This window comes from Streptomyces sp. NPDC058751, assembly GCF_042746485.1.
GTDB lineage: Bacteria > Actinomycetota > Actinomycetes > Streptomycetales > Streptomycetaceae > Streptomyces.
The window spans coordinates 102,390-121,322 of the sequence record NZ_JBHYPZ010000007.1 but is presented as its reverse complement, the minus strand read 5'-3'; the positions used below and the strand labels follow the sequence as shown (position 1 = coordinate 121,322).

The following is an 18,933-nucleotide window of genomic DNA, read 5'->3' as shown; positions in this document are numbered from 1 at the left end:
GCCGGATCAGGCCGAGCGGCCGAAGCCGATCGTCGGCACCGCCCGGCGCAGCGGCCAGGGGCGGGTGACCTCGGGGAGCAGTCCCTCCAGGAAGGCGTACCGGTCCAGGGCCGCCGGATCCTGGTCGTCGACCGACTGGACCCGGCGCCACCAGGCGGCGATCTCCGACCAGCCGGGCGCCGACAGCGATCCGCCGAACTCCTGGACCGAGAGCGCGGCGGTCAGCCCGGCGAAGGCGAGCCGGTCGGCGAGCGGCCAGCCGGCCAGGGTCCCGGTGACGAAACCGGCGACGAAGACGTCCCCGGCGCCGGTGGGGTCCAGCGCCTCGACGGCGATCGCCGGGACCTCGGCGCTCTCCCCGGAGCGCCCGTCCACGGCGTAGGCGCCGTCGGAGCCGAGGGTGACGACCGCCAGCGGCACGTGCTCGGCCAGCGCGTGCGCCGCCGCGCGGGGGCAGTCGGCGCCGGTGTAGCGCATGGCCTCCTCGGCGTTCGGCAGGAACGCCTCGCAGTACGCCAGGTCGGCGAGGCCCGCCAGGTCCCAGCGGCCGGTGTCGTCCCAGCCGACGTCCGCGAAGATCCGGGTGCCCCGGCCCGCGGCCTGCTCGATCCAGGGCGCGCGGACCCCGGGGGTCAGCGAGGCGACGGCGGCACGCGCGTGCGGCGGGTACTCGGGCGCGGGTTCCTCGTGCGGCGGCTCGTGCCCGTGGCTGACCATGGTCCGCTCGCCCTCGTACGCCATCGACACGGTGACCGGCGAGTGCCAGCCGGGCACGGTCCGCGAGGGCCCCAGGTCGATGCGCTCGCCCTGTTCCAGGGCGTCCCAGCAGTACTCCCCGTAGTGGTCGTCGCCGAAGGCGGCGGCGAGGGAGGTCCGCAGGCCGAGGCGGGCGAGGGCGGTGGCCATGTTGGCGACGCCGCCGGGGCTCGACCCCATGCCCCGCGCCCAGGACTCGGTGCCGCGCACGGGGGCGGAATCGAGCCCGGTGAAGATGATGTCCAGGAAGACCGTGCCCGTCAGATAGACGTCCCAGGGCGGGTCGTCGGCGGTGCGCAGCCCGGCGAGCGGGTCGACATGAGCCTGGCGGAACGGTCCCTCGCCGTCGATCACGGTGTGCTCCCTGGGGGGTGGTCCGGATCTGGCCAGTGTGCACCACGAAGTCCCCGCGGGCCCTGGTTCACCACGGGACACCGGCGCCCCGTGGGGCGCACGGAACCCGCTCCCGCCCGCCCCCGCAGTCAGCCGCACACGGAACGGACCGGCCACCAAGGCGCACCCGCGGCCGGGATCCGGCGGGAGGGGCCGTGCCGGTACATCAGATGCCCGTCGCCACCGACGGTCACATCTGCGTCCAACGGCGACGGGCGGATGTACCGGCACGGCCCCGACCCACCCACCGGGACCCCGCCCGACGCGGGGCACAGCGCGCGGTACCTTCGAGCCGCGACCCGGCGCAGCATTCGCGGTCGCGTCAGGCGAGAGGGAGAGTGAACCCGTGAGTAAGTTCGTGCGGCCGGCTGCCGAGGGTGCGGACCCGTTCGGCACGGCCCGCCTGCGCCGCGGAGTACTGGACGCCTGGGCCGCCAGCCCGGCCAGGTTCCGCGAGGACGCCAACGCCGAGGAGGACCTCGTCCTCGGCGGGTACCGCGACCGCCTCGTCGTGGAACTCGCCCAGAACGCCGCCGACGCCGCGGCCCGCTCCGGCACCCCGGGCCGGCTGCGTCTGACGCTCCGCGACGGCGTCCTGGTGGCGGCCAACACCGGTGCCCCCCTGGACGCGGCCGGCGTCGAGTCCCTCGCGACCCTCAGGGCCTCCGCGAAGCGGGACGCGCACGACACGGCCGTGGGCCGCTTCGGCGTCGGCTTCGCCGCGGTCCTCGCCGTCACCGACGAGCCCGCCGTCGTGGGACGGCACGGCGGCGTCCGCTGGGCGCTCGCCGAGGCCCGTGACCTCGCCTCCGGCACCGCCGGGGACAGCCCCGGCCTCGGCGACGAGATCCGCCGCCGGGACGGCCACGTACCGCTGCTGAGGCTGCCGTTCGCGGCCGAGGGCACCGCCCCGGACCCGTACGACACCGCCGTGATCCTGCCGCTGCGCGACACCGCCGCGGAGGACCTCGCCGAGCGCCTGCTGAGGAACGTCGACGACGCCCTCCTGCTGGCCCTGCCCGGCCTGGAGGAGGTGGTCGTGGAGATCGGCGACGCGGAGGCCCGCACCCTGCGCCGGACCCCCGCCGAGCACGGTGCCGTCATCGACGACTCCCGCGACGGCACGACCCGCTACCGCACCGTCGCGGCGCACGGCCCCCTGGACCCCGCCCTGCTCGCCGACCGCCCGGTCGAGGAGCGCCTGCGTCCGCACTGGTCCGTGACCTGGGCCGTCCCGGTCGGCGCCGAGGGATCCCCGGCCCGCCCGAGGACCAGCCCCGTCGTGCACGCGCCGACGCCGAGCGACGAAGCCCTCGGCGTGCCCGCGCTGCTCATCGCCTCCCTCCCGCTCGACACCACCCGGCGCCACGCCGCCCCCGGCCCGCTGACGGACTTCCTGGTGGAGCGCGCGGCGGACGCCTACGCCGAACTCCTCGCCTCCTGGAGGCCGGTGGACGCCGGGATCATCGACCTGGTGCCCGGCCCGCTCGGCAAGGGCGAGCTGGACGGAGCGCTGCGCCAGGCGATCCTGGACCGGCTGCCGCGCACCGCGTTCCTGCCGCCCGCCGCCCCGCCGGACCGGCTGCCGGCCGTCGACGCCCCCGAGGACTGGCCCGCGAGCAGCACCGCGGAGAACCCCGCCGCGCTGCGGCCGCGGGACGCCGAGGTGGTGGAGGGCGCGGGCGCCGAGACCGTCCGCGTGCTCGCCGAGGTGCTGACGGGCCTGCTGCCCGCCGGGCTCGAACGGCGGGTGGAGCTGCGCACGCTGGGCGTCGCCCGGGTCGCGCTCACCGAGGCCGTGGACCGGCTGGCCGGCCTGGAGAAGGACCCCGAGTGGTGGTACCGCCTGTACGACAGCCTCGCCGGGGTCGACCCGGACCGGCTGTCGGGCCTGCCGGTGCCGCTGGCCGACGGCCGTACGACGATCGGGCCCCGCCAGATCCTGCTGCCCACCCCCGAAGGGTCCCTGGTGGCCCCCGGCACGCTCGCCAGGCTCGGCCTCAAGGTCGCGCACCCGGACGCGGCCCACCCCCTCCTGGAGAAGCTGGGCGCCCTCCCGGCCTCGCCCCGCGCGGTGCTCACGACGCCGCAGGTGCGGGCCGCGGTGGCCGCCTCGCTGGACGACGAGGGCGGGGCGTGGGACGAGGACACCCTGGACGCGGAGGAGCTCGCGGACACCGTCCTCGCGCTGGTCCGTGACGCCGCGCTCGAACCCGGCGACGAGCCCTGGCTCGGCGCGCTCGCCCTGCCCGACGACGAGGGCGAGCTCGTACCCGCCGGTGAACTCGTGCTGCCCGGCAGCCCGTTCGCCGAGATCATGCGCGAGGACGAACTTGCCTCGGTAGACGCGGAGTTGGCCGAACGCTGGGGCGAGCAGCCACTGGCGGCCTGCGGCGTCCTCGCGGGCTTCGCCCTGGTCCGCGCCACCGACGTCGTACTGGACCCGGACGAACTGGAGCCGCGCGAAGGGGACTTCGCCGAGCCCGACGACGCGGGGCTGCTGGACGCGGTGGACGTGTGGTGCGAGGACGTCCTCGACCGGCTGCCCGACTCGCCGGTGCCGCCCGTCGCCACCGAGATCGTGGCCGTACGGGACCTGGACCTGGTGGACGACGACCAGTGGCCGGCGGCCCTCGCGCTGCTGGCCCGGCCGCCGCTGCGGGACGCGATCATCCAGCAGGTGCGCATCCTGCTCCCGGACGGCACGCACGAGATCGTCCGGCCGTACACGGCGTGGTGGCTGCGCGGGCATCCGGTGCTCGACGGGCGCCGGCCGGCCGGTCTGCTGGCCGCCGGCGGCGATCCGCTGCTGCGCGGCCTGTACGACGAGGCGGACGCGACCGGCTTCGACGACGAGCAGGTCCTGCGGGCGCTCGGCGTCCGTACGTCCGTGGCCGCCCTGCTCGACGAGCCGGGCGGCGCGGCCGAACTGCTCGACCGGCTCGCCGATCCCGGGCGCCGGGTCTCCGGAGCCCAACTGCACGCCCTGTACGGGGCTCTGGCCGATCTCGACCCGGAGCAGGTGACGCTGCCCGACGAGCTGCGGGCGGTCGTCGACGGCGAGGTGCGGGTCGTGGACGCGGCCGACGCGGTGGTCGTGGACTCCCCCGACCTGCTGGCCTTCACCGACGGGGTGCCGCTGCTGCCGGTGCCGCCGTCGCGGGCCGCCGAGCTCGCCGAGCTGTTCCAGGTGCGGCGGCTCAGCGAGTCCGTCACCGGCGAGGTGACCTCCGAGGGCACCGAGCACGACGTACCGGAGTCCGTACGGGTCCTGCTGGGCCCCGCGACCCCCGCCTCGTACGTCGAGCACGAGGAGCTCGTGGTCGACGGCACCGAACTCGACTGGCGCCGCACCCGGGACGGGGTGCTGCACGCCGCCACGCTGGAGGGCGTCGCCGCCGGACTCGCCTGGGCGGCGGGCCAGTGGCCGCGCCGCTTCGAGGTCGCCGCGCTGCTGGAGGACCCGTCCCGCACGGAGGAGCTGGCCCGGGACCGCTGGTTCGACTGACCCGCCGGATCCGACGGTCCGCCCGAAACACCTGACTCGCCCGGTTCCGTAGGCATGTGGAGCCGGGCGTTTCTCCGCGCTTCCCCGTCGCCGGGTGACGCGGACCCAAAAACTACGGCTCCATCACGGGATCTGTGCAACCAGTCGCACGTCTCACTAATCTCACCCTTTGAGTCAACAGACTCACCGATCACTTGGGTCCCGTGCCGACGACGAGCCGTGAGGAACGACCACCGCCGGGACCCCTTTCTCCACCTGGGGAATCCCATGCGCATACGAGCCACCGTGGCCGCCGTGTCCGGCGCCCTGGCCCTTTCCGCTCTCGCCGTGCCGGCCGCGCAGGCCGCAGGCAACCCGGTGTCCGGCGTCACCTTCTCCAACGTCGTGATCAACAGTGGCAAGAACATCGTGGTCGGCGCCTCGGCACAGGTCACGGTCAGCGCGACCTACACCGTGACGAAGCCCTCGACCGTCAGCGCGAGCTCCTTCCAGAGCGGTCCGGTGCTCTACCGCGGCACCTCGATCACCTCGCCGACCGACATCCTCGGCGGCGACGACGCCGGCACCTGCACCGCGTCCTCCTCGACGGTGCTCAAGTGCACGGCCGAGCTCCAGTTCCGTCCGGACACCGGCATCGCACTCGGTGACCTGACCTCCGACGAAGCGGGCGCCTGGAAGGTCGGCGCGGTCGCCGTCGACGTCAACAACGAGAACAACGTCAAGTGGCAGGGCGACCTGGGCGCCAAGAACCTCCAGCGCCTGTCGAAGCTGACGGTCAACGCCGCGCCGGAGCCGGTGAAGAAGGGCAAGACCGTCACGGTCACCGGCGCCCTGACCCGCGCCAACTGGGACAGCAACAAGTACCTGGGCTACACGGGCCAGCCGGTGAAGCTCCAGTTCCGCAAGGCGGGCAGCACCACCTACACCACGCTGAAGACGGTCACCACGGACAGCTCCGGCAACCTGAAGACGACCACCACGGCCACCGCCGACGGTTACTTCCGCTACAGCTTCGCGGGCACCACGACCACCCCGGCCGTCAGCGCCGCGGGCGACTACGTCGACGTCCAGTGACAGCCGTTCCGGCCGGACGCTGATCCGGCCGGGCGCCTGACGCGAGACCGGGATCCCCGGCCCTCTACGGGCCGGGGATTCCTGTTTGTCCCCGCCCGTTCACACGGCCGCGAAAAAAAGTTCGTCCAGCGTGCAACTGTTCGAGGGTCTGGGTGATCTTCTCTGATGAGTCATCAGACTCCACGATCACTTGGGCCCAGTGACCCCGAGCCGCGAGGCACGACCACGTCAAGGCCCCGTAACCACTGGGGGATTGCATGCGCGTAAGTGCCACCGTGGCCGCCGTCACCGGCGCCCTGGCCCTTTCCGCCCTCGCCGTGCCCGCCGCCCAGGCGACCGGCCACGGCTCGCTCGCCTCGCTGGCGCCGTCCACCTCGAAGGCCACGCCGTTCACCGGCTCCCTGCCCATAGGCGAGACGGTCGGTGACACCAAGATCACGGGCGTCGTCGTCAACGGCGGCAAGGACATCGTCGTCGGCACCACGGTCAAGAAGACCTTCACCATCTCGGTGTCGGCCAGCGACCCGACCGGCATCTACGACGGCTACGCCGCCCTCTGGCACGGCCCGAACTCCGAGCACCCCAACAGCACGATGACCCCGGACGCCGAGATGGGCACCTGCACCGCCACCGGCGCCACCACCGGCACCTGCAAGGTCACGGTCGTCGCCGACCCGAACGAGAACATCTACTCGAACATCCTGGCAGGCACCTGGAAGGTGTGGGTCGGCGCCATGGGCAACGACTACGACTACACCATCGAGGACGCCTACGACACCGTCCAGGTCCAGCGCGCCTCCAAGCTGACGGTCAACGCCGCTCCGGAGCCGGTCAAGAAGGGCAAGACCGTCACGGTCACCGGCAAGCTGTCCCGCGCCAACTGGGACGACCTCCAGTACCACGGCTACACGAACCAGGCGGTGCAGCTCCAGTTCCGCAAGAAGAACAGCAACACGTACAACACGCTGAAGACCATCAGGTCGGACTCGACGGGCAACCTGAAGACGACCACGACGGCCACCGTCGACGGTTACTTCCGCTACAGCTTCGTCGGCACCGCGACCACCCCGGCCGTCAAGGCCACGGGTGACTACGTCGACGTGCAGTAACACCTGACGCGGCCTTGGACCCCCGGCCCGGGGAGGGCCGGGGGTCCAAGGCCGTCCAGCGGTGCTTCACGAAAAGTTCACCCCGCGTACAACCTTTTGCACGCCTGGGCGATCATGTCTTCCGAGTCAACAGATTCAATGATCATTTGGGCCCCTGCGACCGCGAACCGTCAGGGCCGACCGTCGTCGGGGCCCCTTTCTCCCTGTGGGGATCGCATGCGTATCCGTGCCACCGTGGCCGCCGTCTCCGGCGCCCTGGCCCTTTCCGCTCTCGCCGTGCCGGCCGCCCAGGCGGACGGCCACGGCTCGCTCGCCTCGATGGTGCCGTCCACCTCGAAGGCCACGCCGTTCACCGGTTCCTCGCCCGCCGACGAGACGATCGGCGACACCAAGATCACGGGCGTCACCGTCAACGGCGGCAAGGACATCGTCGTCGGCACCACGCTCAAGAAGACCTTCACCATCTCGGTGTCCGCCAGCGACCCGAGCGGCATCTACGACGGCTACGCCGTCCTCTGGCACGGCTCGGACGTCGAGTACCCCGACGGCGGGATCGTCCCGGACGCCGAGATGGGCACCTGCACCGCCACCGGCGCCACCACCGGCACCTGCAAGGTGACGGTCGTCGCCGACCCGAACGAGAACATCTACTCCAACATCCTGGCCGGCACCTGGAAGGTGTGGGCCGGCGCCATGGGCAACGACTACGACTACACCATCGTCGACGCCTACAAGACCGCCCGGGTGCAGCGTGCCTCCAAGCTGACGGTCAACGCCGCGCCGGAGCCGGTGAAGAAGGGCAGGACCGTCACGGTCACCGGCAAGCTGTCCCGCGCCAACTGGGACGACCTCCAGTACCACGGCTACACGAACCAGGCGGTGCAGCTGCAGTTCCGCAAGAAGAGCAGCGACACGTACACCACGCTGAAGACCATCAAGTCGGACAGCGTCGGCAACCTGAAGACGACCACGACGGCCACCGTCGACGGTTACTTCCGCTACAGCTTCGCGGGCACCACGACCACCCCGGCCGTCAAGGCCACGGGTGACTACGTCGACGTGCAGTAACACCTGAAGCGACCAGAGGTCCCCGGCCCCAGGGAGGGCCGGGGACCTCTGTCCGTTCCGGCAGGGTGACCACGTCGACGTGCGGCAAGGCGCGCGGCAGCCGGTGACGCGGCCCTACGCGGGAACGCGGCGGTCGACCCATCTCCACAGGAACTCCAGGGACGCCGCCGCCGTCACCGAGATCAGCACCGCGACCCACGGCATCGTCGTGCCGACCAGCTTCAGCGCGAAGAAGTGCTGGAGCCTCGGCACCGCGAGCACGAGCAGGAACGCCCCGCCCATCGAGGCGACGAGACAGATCCGCCACCAGGTGTAGGGCCGGGCGATGATCGCGAGCACCCACATCGAGACCAGGAAGAGCGTCAGCGTCGCGACGCTCGTCTCCGCCTCCAGCGAGCCCTCCCCCGTGTAGTAGTGGCGCGCGATCAGGTACGTCGTGAACGTCGCCGCCGCCGCGACGACGCCGCCCGGGATCGAGTACCGCATCACCCGCCGCACGAAGTGGGGCTGGGCGCGCTCCTTGTTGGGGGCGAGGGCGAGGAAGAACGCCGGCACGCCGATCGTGAGGGTGGACAGCAGCGTCAGATGACGCGGCAGGAAGGGGTACTCGACCTGCCAGCACACCACCAGCACGGCCAGCAGCACCGAGTAGACCGTCTTCACCAGGAACAGCGTCGCGACCCGCGTGATGTTCCCGATGACCCGGCGGCCCTCCCCGACCACCGACGGCAGGGTCGCGAAGCTGTTGTTCAGCAGCACGATCTGGGCCACCGCGCGGGTCGCCTCGGACCCCGAGCCCATGCTCACCCCGATGTCCGCGTCCTTCAGGGCCAGGACGTCGTTCACCCCGTCGCCGGTCATCGCCACCGTGTGCCCGCCGGACTGCAGGGCGCCGACCATGTCCCGCTTCTGCTGCGGGGTGACCCGTCCGAAGACCGTGCCCTTCTCCAGGGACTTCGCCATCTCCTCGCGCTCGTCCGGCAGCCGGCGCGCGTCCACGACCTCGCCGGTGAGCCCCAGCTTTCCGGCGACCGCGCCCACCGACACCGCGTTGTCACCGGAGATGACCTTGGCCCTGACGTCCTGCTCGGCGAAATAGCGCAGGGTGTCGGCCGCGTCCGGGCGCAGCCGCTGCTCCAGCACGACCAGCGCGGCGGGCCGGGCGGCCTCCGCGACACCCGGGTCGTCCAGGTCCTTGGTGGTCCTCGCGAGCAGCAGCACCCGCAGCCCCGCCTCGTTGAGCCGCTCGGTCTCGGCCAGGGCCCCGTCCTCGGGGGGCAGCAGGACGTCGGGCGCGCCGAGCAGCCAGGTGCTCGACTCGCCGTTGCCCTCGCTGAAGCCGGCGCCGCTGTACTTGCGGGCGGAGGAAAACGGCAGGGACTGGGTGCAGCGCCACTCCTCGCTGTCCGGGTAGGCCGCGATGATCGCCCGGAGGGAGGCGTTCGGCCGCGGATCCGACTCGCCGAGCGCGCCGAGCACCCTGCGCAGGTACGACTCGTCGGCGCCGTTCAGCGGCCGCAGCTCGGTGACGTCCATGCCGCCCTCGGTGAGGGTGCCGGTCTTGTCGAGGCAGACGGTGTCGATGCGGGCGAGACCCTCGATGGCCGGAAGCTCCTGCACGAGACACTGTTTTCGGCCAAGGCGGATCACGCCGATCGCGAAGGCGACGGAGGTGAGCAGGACCAGGCCCTCCGGGACCATCGGCACGATCCCGCCGACGGTCCGCGCCACGGAGTCCTTGAAGCCGTGCTGCTTGACGACGAGCTGGCTGATGATCAGGCCGATGGCGGTCGGGATCATCATCCACGTCACGTACTTGAGGATCGTGGAGATACCGCTGCGCAGCTCGGAGTGGACCAGCGTGAACCGCGAGGCCTCCTCCGCGAGCTGGGCCGCGTACGCCTCCCGGCCCACCTTGGTCGCCGTGAACGCGCCGCCGCCGGCCACCACGAAGCTGCCGGACATCACCGGGTCGCCGGCGTGCTTGACCACGGGGTCGGCCTCACCGGTCAGCAGCGACTCGTCGATCTCCAGCCCGTCGGCCTCCGCGCAGGTGCCGTCGACGGCGACCTTGTCGCCCGGCCCGATCTCGATGAGGTCCCCGAGCACGATCTGCGACGACCGCACCTCGGTCGCGACCCCGTCCCTGCGGACGGTCGGTCTCACCTCCCCGACCACCGCGAGCGAGTCCAGCGTCTTCTTGGCCCGCCACTCCTGGATGATGCCGATCCCGGTGTTGGCGATGATCACGTAGCCGAACAGGCTGTCCTGGAACGGCGCCACGACCAGCATGATCAGCCAGAGGACACCGATGATCGCGTTGAAGCGGGTGAACACGTTCGCCCGGACGATCTCGCCGACGGAACGGCTGCTGCGGACGGGGACGTCGTTCACCTCGCCGCGCGCGACCCGTTCGGCCACCTCGGCGGCGGACAGCCCCTCGGCCCGCCGGGAGGCGGGTACGGGCACCGGGTGAACGGGGTCCAGTCCGGCGCCCGCGTCGGTGTGCGTCATGCCATCGACGGTACGTGCGGATTTGTGGCTTCACCCGCCGAGTGCGCAGAAGTTCCGACCTGGGGAGGAGGGGGAGCGGCGGACAATGCTGCCGTAGGTGGAGAAGCCCCTTAATCCGGCGGTGGAGAAGGCCCCTAGTCCGTCACGGGGGTGGAGGGGGAGCCGCCCGCCAGGGCGCGCTTGATCGCGGCGTCGCGCTTGCGGACGTACCAGATGCCGATCAGGCCGAGGCCCGCGCCGGCCAGACAGGTCCACAGCCACCACAGGTGCCCGTGGTCGTCGAACCAGCCGTAGAACGGGAGCTGCACCAGGAAGAGGACGAACCAGAGGATCGTGCCGCCCGTGATGGTGGCGACCACGGGGCCCTCCAGGGGCTCCGGCGCCTCGTGCTTGGGGGTCCACTTCGCCATGTGCACAGCTTACGAGGGTCGGCGATCGATTGTGTTCGCACCCGGTGTCCCCTTGTGCCGCAAGGGTCTACGCGCGGAGATAGCGATTTCGAACTCATATGTTCATACTGAAACCGTCTGAGTCTGGCCGGTTGTATTCGTAGGAAACGCCAACAGCGATCTGGGGGAACCTGTTGGTGAACGACTGCCGACCGGACTCGATCACGCCCCTTCCCCTGCACGTTTGAGGACCCGCATGTCCACCTCGGCCGCCACCAAGGCCCCCGCCCCGCAGGAGCCGGAGCCCCGGCCCGCGCAGGGCGCCCTCGACCGCTTCTTCAAGATCTCCGAGCGGGGCTCCAGCCTTCCGCGCGAGATCCGCGGCGGTTTCGCCACCTTCTTCGCGATGGCCTACATCATCGTGCTGAACCCGATCATCCTGGGCAGCGCGAAGGACATGTACGGGCACCACCTCGACAACGGGCAGCTCGTCACCGCGACCGCCGTGACCGCGGCCTTCACCACCCTTCTCATGGGTGTCATCGGCAACGTGCCGATCGCGCTCGCCGCCGGCCTCGGCGTGAACACGGTCGTCGCCCTCCAGCTCGCGCCCCGGATGTCCTGGGCGGACGCCATGGGCATGGTGGTCCTCGCGGGCTTCATCGTGATGCTCCTGGTCGCCACCGGTCTGCGTGAGCGCGTCATGAACGCGGTGCCGCTCGGCCTGCGCAAGGGCATCGCGATCGGCATCGGCCTGTTCATCATGCTGATCGGCCTGGTCGACTCCGGCTTCGTCACGCGCATCCCGGACGTCGCCCAGACGACCGTCCCGCTCCAGCTCGGCACCGACGGCCACCTGCACGGCTGGCCCGTCCTGGTCTTCGTCCTCGGCACCCTGTTCACCCTCGCGCTGATCGTGCGCAAGGTGCCGGGCGCCATCCTCATCTCGATCGTCACCATGACGGTCGTCGCGGTGATCATCAACGCCGTCACCACCGTCCCGTCCTGGGGTCTGACCACCCCGAAGTGGCCGGGCAACCCGGTCGCCAGCCCGGACTTCGGCCTGATCGGCCAGTTCAGCCTGTTCGGCGGCTTCGGCAAGGTCGGCGTGCTGACCGGCGTCCTCTTCGTCTTCACCGTGCTGCTGTCGTGCTTCTTCGACGCGATGGGCACGATCATGGGCATCAGCGACGAGGCCAAGCTGACGGACGCCGAGGGCAACATGCCCGGCATCAACAAGGTCCTCTTCGTCGACGGCATCGCCGTCGCCGCGGGCGGCGCCTCCTCCTCGTCGGCCACCACCTGCTTCGTGGAGTCCACGGCCGGCGTCGGCGAGGGTGCCCGCACGGGCTTCGCGAACGTGGTCACCGGCGCGCTCTTCGCCGTCGCCCTCTTCCTGACCCCCGTCGCCACGATGGTCCCGTCCCAGGCGGCCACCCCCGCGCTGATCGCGGTCGGCTTCCTGATCATGTCCCACTCGGTCAAGGAGATCGACTGGGCGGACTACACGATCGCCATCCCGGCCTTCGTGGCGATGATGATGATGCCGTTCACCTACTCGATCACCAACGGCATCGGGATGGGCTTCATCACCTTCGTCGTGCTGCGCCTGGCGGCGGGCCGGGGCCGTGACGTCCCGGTCGCCATGTACGTGGTGTCGGCGGTGTTCGCCTTCTACTACCTGATGCCGGCCCTCGGCCTGACCTGAGCGGCTCCGACGGCCCAGGCCGTACACGGCAAGGTCACGTGACCCCGTAGAACTTCTCCGTCTCGTCGACGGCGGTCTGGAACCGCTCGTCGAAGTCGTCGCGAATGAGCGTCCGGACCACATAGTCCTGGACGCTCATTCCGCGTTTCGCGGCATGTTGTCGGAGCCGGTCGAGCAGCTCCCCGTCGATGCGCAGGCTGAGCACGCTGGTCCCCATGGAGTCGAGGGTCGCCGCTTTCCGGCCGGATTCGGGTCACTTTCCGGAGCAATCTCACTCATATGAGTGATCTCTGCGGCGAATGGCGTGTGTCACAGGGGCCCCGTTGTTCTTTAGCGAGAGTAATGAGTTACGCTAAAGAACATGCCTGACCTAACCCATGGCGACGACGAGGCCGCCGTGAACGCCTTGCGCTCCGCAGTGATGCGGTTGTCGCGTCGACTCAAGCACCAGCGGGTCGACGAGTCGCTGAGCCCCACCGAGATGTCGGTGCTCGGAACCCTCGCCCGCTGCGGCAGCGCCACGCCGGGCGAGCTCGCCCGCAAGGAGCACGTGCAGCCGCCCTCGATGACCCGGATCGTCGCGCTGCTCGAATCCAAGGGGCTCGTCAGGCTGGAGCCCCACCCCGAGGACCGGCGCCAGAAGGTGGTGACGCGGACGGACAAGGCGGAGGCGATGCTCGAAGAGAGCCGCCGCAGACGGAACGCGTTCCTGGCCGGACTGGTCGAGTCCCTCGACGAGGACGAATGGGCCAAGCTCCGCGAGGCCGCTCCCGTCCTGGAGAAGCTGGCGCACATCTGACCGACGACGGACCTCTTCCGCTCGCCGGGCTCGGATCGGCGGTCTCGGTCCGGAGCACGGGTCTCGGTCCGGAGCGCTGATCTCGGATCGGCGCATTCGGAGCGGTGGTCACCGTCCGGATCGCCGATCACGTCCTGGAGCAGTGCTCTCGGTCCGGAGCACGGGCCGCGGACCGGAGCACCGCTCTCGGCCCGGATCGCGGGTCGCGAACCGGATCGCCGATCACGAACCGGAGCACCGAGCGCAGCCCGGAGCACTGCTCTCGGAGGGTGGAGGGTCCGTCCTTCTTTCCCGCAAGCGTCGGCGCGCCCGCGGCGCCGACGTCCACGACTGCCCTGGAGGCGAGCCCTTTTGAGTACGGGACCCGGAGCACACTCCGCCCCCGGACCAGCCACCCACGACTCCACAGCCACCCGCGACCCCCGCCGCTCCTCCTCGATGTTCAGCTCGCTGAGGATCCGGAACTACCGACTGTTCTTCCTGGGCCAGGTCGTCTCCAACACCGGCACCTGGATGCAGCGCATCGCCCAGGACTGGCTGGTGCTGAGCCTCACCGGCTCCTCCGCCGCGGTCGGTGTGACCACCGCGCTCCAGTTCCTGCCGATGCTCCTCTTCGGCCTGTACGGCGGTGTCCTCGTCGACCGTCTCCCCAAGCGCCCCACGCTGCTGGTGACCCAGACGGCGATGGCCCTCACCGGTCTCGCGCTCGCCTTCCTCACCCTCTCCGGACACGTCCAGGTCTGGCACGTCTACCTCGCCGCGTTCGCCGTCGGCATGGCCACCGTCGTCGACAACCCGGCACGGCAGTCCTTCGTCTCCGAGATGGTCGGCCCAGGACAGCTCCAGAACGCGGTCAGCCTGAACTCGGCCAACTTCCAGTCCGCGCGGCTGGTCGGACCCGCCGTCGCCGGCCTGCTGATCACCGGAGTGGGGACCGGCTGGGCCTTCCTGCTGAACGGCCTGTCGTTCGTCGCCCCGCTGGCGAGTCTGATGCTGATGCGGTCCCGCGAACTGCACGTCGTCGAGCGGGCACCGCGCGCCAAGGGCCAGCTCCGCGAGGGCCTGCGCTACGTCGCGGGCCGCCCCGAACTGATCTGGCCGATCGTCCTCGTCGGCTTCATCGGCACCTTCGGCTTCAACTTCCCCGTCTGGCTGTCGGCGTACGCGGACGACGTCTTCGACTCGGGCGCCGGGGCGTACAGCCTCTTCAACACGCTGATCGCGCTGGGCTCGCTGGCCGGAGCGCTGCTCGCCGCCCGGCGCGGCACGGCCCGGCTGCGCGTGCTGATCGCGGCCGCGCTGGCCTTCGGGGCGCTGGAGGTAGTGGCCGCCACGGCCCCCGGGCTCTGGCTGTTCTCGCTCCTGATGGTCCCGATCGGCGTCTTCGGACTGACGGTGAACGTCACCGCGAACACCGCGGTCCAGATGGCCACCGACCCGGCCATGCGCGGCCGGGTCATGGCGCTGTTCATGATGGTCTTCGTGGGCGGCTCGCCGCTCGGCGCGCCGCTGGTCGGCTGGGTCACCGACGTCTACGGACCCCGCGTGAGCTTCGCGCTCGGCGGACTGGTCTCGATGGCCGCGGCGACGGTCGTCGGTCTGGTCCTGGCCCGCCTGGGTGGTCTGCGGGTCTCCCTCGGATGGCACCACGGCCGCCCCCGGATCCGCTTCGTCCCGCGTGCGCGGAGCGAGGAACGGCTCGCCGCCGCGGGGTGACCGGGCGGCTCGGAGGCGGCCGGCCCGCGAACACGGTCGGCCGCCTCCCGCGTACCTCCGGCTGCCTCCCGCGCACCTCCGGCTGCCTCCCGCGCACCTCCGGCCGTCGCGTGCGTACCTCCTGCCGTCGCGCGCCCCGCATGCTCGCGCCCCGCGTACTCCCGTGTGCTGATCGTCGTTCCCTGGGAGGCTGGCCCCATGAGACTCTTCGCGGCGGTACTGCCCCCTGTCGACGCGGTGCGTGAACTGGCCCGGGAAGTGGACGTGTTGCATCGGACGCCGGGTGCGGACGCCTTGCGCTGGACGGAACGCCCCGGCTGGCACTTCACCCTCGCGTTCTACGGGGAGGTGGCCGACGACATCGTCCCCGACCTCACGGAACGGCTGCTGCGGGCCGCCCGCCGCACCGGCCCGTTCCCGCTGTCCCTGCACGGCGGCGGGCACTTCGGCGGACGCGCCCTGTGGGTGGGCGCCACGGGGGACGTCGAGACCATGCGGCTGCTGGCGGACCGGGCGGAGGCGGCGGGCCGCAAGGCGGGTGTCGAGATGGAGGAGCACCGCCGTTACCGGCCGCACCTGACGGTGGCCCGCAGCCGCGGCTCCGCGGACTTCGAGCCGTACACCGCCGTGCTGGACGCGTTCGCCGGGAAGCCCTGGACGGTGGGTGAGCTGTGTCTCGTCCGCAGCCACCTGCCGACGTCGGGAGTGCCCGGTGAGCAGCCCCGATACGAAACGGTGGCGAGCTGCCCGCTGGGGGCGGGCGACGGGACCGGGCCCAATGCCCGTTAACCTCGTTGGCGTGAACCCGAAGACCCGTAACCGGATCATGGCCGGTGTGCTCGTGCTGATGTTCTTCGTCGTGGCCATGGCGGCGGCGGTCAGATAACGACCGCCGCCGCCGGACGCACTGTCGGACCACGGGGCCGACGCCTCGGGGGACGGTCCCGCTACCAGGCGAACGCCTCGGGGGACGGTCCAGGGCCCGGGAAGATCTCGTCGAGACCCTCGAGGACCTCCTTCGACAGCTCCAGCTCCACCGCGCGCAGCGCCGATTCGAGCTGCTGCGCGGTGCGCGGTCCCACGATGGGGCTGGTGACGCCGGGACGGGTCAGCAGCCAGGCCAGCGCGGCCTCTCCGGGCTCCAGGCCGTGCTTCTCCAGCAGGTCCTCGTACGCCTGGATCTGCGCGCGTGAGGTGGGGTCGGCGAGGGCGTCGGCGGCCCGGCCGCTCGCCCGGCGGCCGCCCTCGACCTCCTTCTTGATCACGCCGCCCAGCAGTCCGCCGTGCAGCGGCGACCAGGGGATGACGCCGAGCCCGTACTCCTCGGCGGCCGGGATCACCTCCATCTCGGCGCGGCGCTCGGCGAGGTTGTAGAGGCACTGCTCGCTGACCAGGCCGATGGTCCCGCCGCGGCGGGCGGCGATCTCGTTGGCCTGGGCGATCTTGTAGCCGGGGAAGTTGCTGGACCCCACGTAGAGGATCTTCCCCTGCTGCACCAGGACGTCGATCGCCTGCCAGATCTCCTCGAACGGCGTCGACCGGTCGACGTGGTGGAACTGGTAGACGTCGATGTAGTCGGTCTGGAGCCGCTTCAGGCTCGCCTCGACCGCGCGCCGGATGTTCAGGGCGGAGAGCTTGTCGTGGTTGGGCCACGCGTCGCCCTCGGCGCCCATGTTCGCGTACACCTTGGTGGCGAGGACCGTCCGGTCCCTGCGGTCGCCGCCCTTGGCGAACCAGTCGCCGATGATCGATTCCGTACGGCCCTTGTTCTCGCCCCACCCGTAGACATTGGCGGTGTCGAAATAGTTGATGCCGGCGTCCAGCGCCGCGTCCATGATGGCGTGGCTGTCGGCCTCGTCCGTCTGCGGTCCGAAGTTCATCGTGCCGAGGACGAGCCGGCTGACCTTGAGCCCCGTGCGTCCGAGCTGTGTGTACTTCATGAGCACCTAGCCAACGACTTGGAGCGCACTCTATGCAAGGGGGAACCTGGGACGGCGGGGCGCTCTACGGCCTGTTCCGAGTCGGGATCACGGGAGGGCCGGCAGGCTGCGTAACCAGAGGATGGATCCGCGCAGGTGGGCGCGGTCGGCGCGGGAGGAGTAAGCCTTGTCGTCGGCGACTGCGTCCGGCCTGGTCCTGGGCTGGAAGACCGCGTCACGCGCCCGCATCCGGAACCGGTCGTAGATCGTCGACCAGGAGCCGTAGCTGTCCGGCACATCCCGCCGAGGGCTGCCGGTACGGAACCGCCACATCACCGCGTTGAAATAGCTGTGCAGGTCAGGGATCGGTCCGGACGCCCCCGGCGGCAGGTGCGGCTCGATCAACTCCCACTCGGCATCGGTCAGGTCCCCACGGGGCACGCGACCGGTCCTACCGCAGCCGGCACCCTCCTGGAGCGGGAAGGCGCGGGGAACTGCGCGAGCCGCCCCGACGCGGGCGCACCCGTACGAACGAGGCGAACCCCAGGCAACCGGGCGGGAGGCCGGGCCTACTGGAGCATGCCCCAGATGAGTTCGGTGTCGGCGTCGGTCACACCGGTCGTGGTGACGCCGGACGACGTGCCGGGGAAGCGCAGCGAGCCGTTGATGGCGCCGACGTAGAGGTCGGCCTTGCCGTCGCGGTTGGTGTCGCGGAGGCGGACCGGATCGCCGAAGCAGTCGTTCCACGCGACGTCGCCGGGGACGCCGACGGTGTTGCGGGCGAGCCACTGGGAGTTGGTGCCGGTGATCCCGCTCGCGCTGCCGCGCAGGACGTGGACGCCGCCCTCGGTCGTCTCCTGGCTGATCTTCTCTCCGTAGACGCCGATCGCGAGGTCCTTGTAGCCGTCGCCATTGATGTCGGCGGCCGAGACGGAGGAGCCGAACAGGTCGTCGGACTCTGGGGTGCCGGCGACGTTGGTGGTGGCCTGCGTGATACGGGCGGCGGTAGCGGGGCCGGTGGAGGAGCCGTACCAGATGGACACCCGGCCCTGGTAGTTGTTGTACATCTGGCTGCCCGCCGCGAGGTCCCCGTAGCCGTCCTTGTTGAAGTCGGCGATCACCGCCTCGCCGGGGTCGCCGTAGTCCGTGACGAGGCGCAGGGTCTTGCCCGCGCTGAGCGGGGAGCCTCCCTTGATGAACCACGCGTCCGTGCCGAAGTTGTCGGGCTCGTCGGTGATTCCGATGATCACCAGATCGGTCTTGGAGTCCCCGTTCATGCTGCCCGAGACCAGGGACTTGGGCGCGAATTCCGTCGTCTTGTCGTGGCTGGTGACCGAGCCTGCCGCACCGGTGCGCGTGATGCTGCGGTAGACGTAGACCTTGCTTCCGCTGATCGCGGCCAGGTCCTTCTTGCCGTCCCCGTTGAAGTCCCCGGCGGCGAGGTCGCGGCCGAAGCGGGCGTTCGACACCTTGGCGCCGGCGTTGGGGATCGCGGTGCCACCCGAGAGGCCGGTCGCGCTTCCCCACAGGATGACGACGCCGCCCTCGTCCGTGCGTCCGTCGACGTCCTCGCGCGACACCGACACGGCGAGGTCCCCGTATCCGTCGGCGTTGAAGTCGGCGGGCACCCGGACGTCGCCGAACTGGTCCTCCGTCTCGTCGGCGCCGGGGACACCGGGGCTGTCCTGGGTGATCAACTGGGTCTGGGTGCCGGGTCCGGAGGCGGTACCGAAGGTGATCCGGACGCCGCCGCCCTTGCTGTACCGCTCGTAGGTGTAGCTGGCGTAGTCGCGGTAGCCGTCGCCGTTGAAGTCGTCCGCGTATTTGGCCGCCGCCGCGCTGGCGGGAGGTGCCGTGAGGACGGGGGCGAGGGACGCCACGAGGAGCGCCGCGCAGGCTGCGGGGCGAATGCGCATGAAGTGTCTCCTGATGATTCTGTGCGACCGCTCCTGTGCCGATTGATTTCTCAGGGACCACAGA

General features: G+C 71.0%; 15 protein-coding genes. 8 read left to right on the top strand and 7 right to left on the bottom strand.

The genetic code is table 11. The features are described 5' to 3' along the window. Positions 1-6 precede the first annotated feature (6 nt). Positions 7-1,110 (bottom strand): carbohydrate kinase family protein, encoded by a 1,104-nt coding sequence (locus ACFW6B_RS09420; protein ID WP_386593747.1) that lies wholly within the window; start codon positions 1,108-1,110, stop codon positions 7-9. Positions 1,111-1,495: 385 nt separating this feature from the next. On the opposite strand from ACFW6B_RS09420, the gene ACFW6B_RS09415 reads away from it, so the two are divergent. From ACFW6B_RS09415 to ACFW6B_RS09400, 4 genes are all read left to right on the top strand, one after another. Next, positions 1,496-4,657: a sacsin N-terminal ATP-binding-like domain-containing protein gene (locus tag ACFW6B_RS09415; protein ID WP_386593746.1), complete on the top strand. Its 3,162-nt coding sequence runs from the start codon at positions 1,496-1,498 to the stop codon at positions 4,655-4,657. Positions 4,658-4,924: 267 nt separating this feature from the next. Then, positions 4,925-5,731 carry a hypothetical protein gene (locus ACFW6B_RS09410; protein ID WP_386593744.1) on the top strand — a complete coding sequence of 269 codons (807 nt, stop codon included), beginning with the start codon at positions 4,925-4,927 and terminating at the stop codon, positions 5,729-5,731. A 257-nt stretch (positions 5,732-5,988) separates the two neighbouring features. Further along, complete coding sequence (locus ACFW6B_RS09405) at positions 5,989-6,840, top strand: calcium-binding protein (protein WP_386593742.1); 852 nt, start codon at positions 5,989-5,991, stop codon at positions 6,838-6,840. Positions 6,841-7,056: 216 nt separating this feature from the next. Beyond that, the gene (locus tag ACFW6B_RS09400; protein WP_386593740.1) at positions 7,057-7,908 is read left to right on the top strand and encodes a calcium-binding protein; all 852 of its coding nucleotides are present in this window, start codon (positions 7,057-7,059) and stop codon (positions 7,906-7,908) included. A 114-nt stretch (positions 7,909-8,022) separates the two neighbouring features. Here ACFW6B_RS09400 and ACFW6B_RS09395 read toward each other — a convergent pair whose 3' ends face one another. Both ACFW6B_RS09395 and ACFW6B_RS09390 read right to left on the bottom strand, forming a co-directional pair. Beyond that, entirely contained in the window at positions 8,023-10,422 is a 2,400-nt protein-coding gene (locus ACFW6B_RS09395) for an HAD-IC family P-type ATPase (protein WP_386593738.1), read from the bottom strand. 134 nt (positions 10,423-10,556) lie between these two features. Next, positions 10,557-10,832, bottom strand: coding sequence for a DUF2530 domain-containing protein (locus ACFW6B_RS09390; RefSeq protein WP_386593737.1), 276 nt, complete (start codon positions 10,830-10,832; stop codon positions 10,557-10,559). 235 nt (positions 10,833-11,067) lie between these two features. Here ACFW6B_RS09390 and ACFW6B_RS09385 point away from each other — a divergent pair, with 235 nt between their 5' ends. Beyond that, entirely contained in the window at positions 11,068-12,519 is a 1,452-nt protein-coding gene (locus ACFW6B_RS09385) for an NCS2 family permease (protein ID WP_386593735.1), read from the top strand. Positions 12,520-12,553: 34 nt separating this feature from the next. Here ACFW6B_RS09385 and ACFW6B_RS09380 read toward each other — a convergent pair whose 3' ends face one another. Further along, positions 12,554-12,736, bottom strand: coding sequence for a ribbon-helix-helix protein, CopG family (locus ACFW6B_RS09380; RefSeq protein WP_386593733.1), 183 nt, complete (start codon positions 12,734-12,736; stop codon positions 12,554-12,556). A 144-nt stretch (positions 12,737-12,880) separates the two neighbouring features. On the opposite strand from ACFW6B_RS09380, the gene ACFW6B_RS09375 reads away from it, so the two are divergent. From ACFW6B_RS09375 to thpR, 3 genes are all read left to right on the top strand, one after another. Beyond that, complete coding sequence (locus ACFW6B_RS09375; protein ID WP_386593730.1) at positions 12,881-13,318, top strand: MarR family winged helix-turn-helix transcriptional regulator; 438 nt, start codon at positions 12,881-12,883, stop codon at positions 13,316-13,318. Positions 13,319-13,669: 351 nt separating this feature from the next. Next, positions 13,670-15,034 (top strand): MFS transporter, encoded by a 1,365-nt coding sequence (locus ACFW6B_RS09370; protein ID WP_386593728.1) that lies wholly within the window; start codon positions 13,670-13,672, stop codon positions 15,032-15,034. A 198-nt stretch (positions 15,035-15,232) separates the two neighbouring features. Continuing rightward, a complete protein-coding gene (gene thpR, locus ACFW6B_RS09365; protein ID WP_386593726.1) occupies positions 15,233-15,823 on the top strand; it encodes an RNA 2',3'-cyclic phosphodiesterase in 591 nt (196 codons plus the stop codon). A 158-nt stretch (positions 15,824-15,981) separates the two neighbouring features. Here the strand turns inward: thpR and ACFW6B_RS09360 are convergent, their stop codons facing one another. The 3 genes from ACFW6B_RS09360 to ACFW6B_RS09350 form a co-directional block, all read right to left on the bottom strand. After that, complete coding sequence (locus ACFW6B_RS09360) at positions 15,982-16,974, bottom strand: aldo/keto reductase (RefSeq protein WP_386593724.1); 993 nt, start codon at positions 16,972-16,974, stop codon at positions 15,982-15,984. Positions 16,975-17,061: 87 nt separating this feature from the next. Further along, the gene (locus tag ACFW6B_RS09355) at positions 17,062-17,394 is read right to left on the bottom strand and encodes a transposase (protein ID WP_386593722.1); all 333 of its coding nucleotides are present in this window, start codon (positions 17,392-17,394) and stop codon (positions 17,062-17,064) included. Between the two features lie 128 nt (positions 17,395-17,522). Continuing rightward, positions 17,523-18,869: an FG-GAP and VCBS repeat-containing protein gene (locus ACFW6B_RS09350; protein ID WP_386593720.1), complete on the bottom strand. Its 1,347-nt coding sequence runs from the start codon at positions 18,867-18,869 to the stop codon at positions 17,523-17,525. Positions 18,870-18,933: the final 64 nt, after the last annotated feature.

What these genes read in the sequence shown, in the direction of transcription:
- ACFW6B_RS09410 (WP_386593744.1), top strand. Translation starts at nt 4,925, where the DNA reads ATGCGCATACGAGCCACCGTGGCCGCCGTGTCCGGCGCCCTGGCCCTT.
- ACFW6B_RS09405 (WP_386593742.1), top strand. Translation starts at nt 5,989, where the DNA reads ATGCGCGTAAGTGCCACCGTGGCCGCCGTCACCGGCGCCCTGGCCCTT.
- ACFW6B_RS09400 (WP_386593740.1), top strand. Translation starts at nt 7,057, where the DNA reads ATGCGTATCCGTGCCACCGTGGCCGCCGTCTCCGGCGCCCTGGCCCTT.
- ACFW6B_RS09395 (WP_386593738.1), bottom strand. Translation starts at nt 10,422, where the DNA reads ATGACGCACACCGACGCGGGCGCCGGACTGGACCCCGTTCACCCGGTG.
- ACFW6B_RS09390 (WP_386593737.1), bottom strand. Translation starts at nt 10,832, where the DNA reads ATGGCGAAGTGGACCCCCAAGCACGAGGCGCCGGAGCCCCTGGAGGGC.
- ACFW6B_RS09385 (WP_386593735.1), top strand. Translation starts at nt 11,068, where the DNA reads ATGTCCACCTCGGCCGCCACCAAGGCCCCCGCCCCGCAGGAGCCGGAG.
- ACFW6B_RS09380 (WP_386593733.1), bottom strand. Translation starts at nt 12,736, where the DNA reads ATGGGGACCAGCGTGCTCAGCCTGCGCATCGACGGGGAGCTGCTCGAC.
- ACFW6B_RS09375 (WP_386593730.1), top strand. Translation starts at nt 12,881, where the DNA reads ATGCCTGACCTAACCCATGGCGACGACGAGGCCGCCGTGAACGCCTTG.
- thpR (WP_386593726.1), top strand. Translation starts at nt 15,233, where the DNA reads ATGAGACTCTTCGCGGCGGTACTGCCCCCTGTCGACGCGGTGCGTGAA.
- ACFW6B_RS09360 (WP_386593724.1), bottom strand. Translation starts at nt 16,974, where the DNA reads ATGAAGTACACACAGCTCGGACGCACGGGGCTCAAGGTCAGCCGGCTC.
- ACFW6B_RS09350 (WP_386593720.1), bottom strand. Translation starts at nt 18,869, where the DNA reads ATGCGCATTCGCCCCGCAGCCTGCGCGGCGCTCCTCGTGGCGTCCCTC.